The sequence below is a fragment of the Gluconobacter vitians genome (genome assembly GCF_015244565.1).
Lineage (GTDB): Bacteria > Pseudomonadota > Alphaproteobacteria > Acetobacterales > Acetobacteraceae > Gluconobacter > Gluconobacter vitians.
Map to the genome: position 1 here is coordinate 1 of NZ_JABCQG010000074.1, position 1,094 is coordinate 1,094.

Annotated in this window: 2 protein-coding genes; both read right to left on the minus strand. The window is 60.9% G+C overall.

Annotated features, from left to right (window positions below):
* Positions 1 to 164: 164 nt before the first annotated feature.
* The gene (locus tag HKD24_RS15420; RefSeq protein WP_228124490.1) at positions 165 to 446 is read right to left on the minus strand and encodes a 3'-5' exonuclease; all 282 of its coding nucleotides are present in this window, start codon (positions 444 to 446) and stop codon (positions 165 to 167) included.
* A gap of 279 nt (positions 447 to 725) precedes the next feature.
* Positions 726 to 1,037 carry a UvrD-helicase domain-containing protein gene (locus HKD24_RS15425; protein WP_228124491.1) on the minus strand — a complete coding sequence of 104 codons (312 nt, stop codon included), beginning with the start codon at positions 1,035 to 1,037 and terminating at the stop codon, positions 726 to 728.
* Positions 1,038 to 1,094 lie beyond the last annotated feature (57 nt).

Here is a 1,094-nt window from a genome sequence, read left to right on the forward strand (position 1 = left end):
TCGCCAAGAACTTTCGCGATCTCCCGGATCACCTGCGGGTTCGAGGTCATGGAGTAGAGATTGCACATCGGCCTGCTCCCTTACGACCACATGCCGCGCAGGGGGGGCAGCCATATCGATCCGTACGGATTTCACCACCTCCTGCCGGGCCTGCTCTTCCGGTTTCACGACCGGCCAAAATACGGACTGAAACAGGGGCAGCATGTCCCGATCGATGAAACGGGTACGTGAAGCATAGACGTGCCGGTCGCCTGGCTGTGCTGGCCATGCACATAGAAACGCTGCGGTATCATGATATCGAGACTGTCCTTCGCCCGTGTCATGGCGACATAGAGCAGGCGGCGTTCCTCCTTGATGTCGTCCTGCTCGCCCGTCGCGAGATCGGACGGAATGCAGCCATCGACCACATTCATGACGAACACGTTCTTCCACATCGGACGTGGCATCCGGTGGGTCCAGCGTCAGTTCGGTCAGGAATTTCTCCCGTGAGGCATAGCCCCCGGCGATCTGCTCCAGTTGCACCAGATCGGCCAGACGGGTGGAAGCGTCCTCATGCAGTCGCTCCAGATTTGGCTTATACCAGTAGCGTTCAGCCGCGATCTCGCCCGGCCAGCCGACCTGATGGCCGGGCGAGTGCCTTCAGCAGATTCACAAACCCTGTCCAGGCCTCGCCACTACGCAATGGGACTTTCGCATCCTTCAACGCTTCGAAAGGATGGGCACTCTCACCCATCGTATCCAGCACGCGCCGAACTGAGGTCGGCCTCACCCGTCGCGTCATCTCGACGCTGGCCCGCCGGGAATAAGGTTAGCAGCAGGATGCGGCGCGGATCGGCGCCTGAGGCGATCAGATGCGCGACCCGGTGGGCCAGCGTGTTGGTCTTGCCCGATCCGGCGCCAGCAATGACCAGCAGAGGGGATGAATCCGCCCCGCCCAGCGAGACTCCGGTCCCGTGCGTCACGGCCTGTCGCTGGGCCTCATTCAGACGGGACAGATAATCGTTGCTGCCCGAAGCGGGAGAAGGTTCTGGATTCAATTCCTTAGCGCACTTTCATCAACGATACTGAGCCGACATTGGACACCAGCATGCCGG

Excerpts from the sequence above, each read along its gene's own strand:
- HKD24_RS15420 (WP_228124490.1), bottom strand. The coding sequence starts at position 446 with ATGCCACGTCCGATGTGGAAGAACGTGTTCGTCATGAATGTGGTCGAT.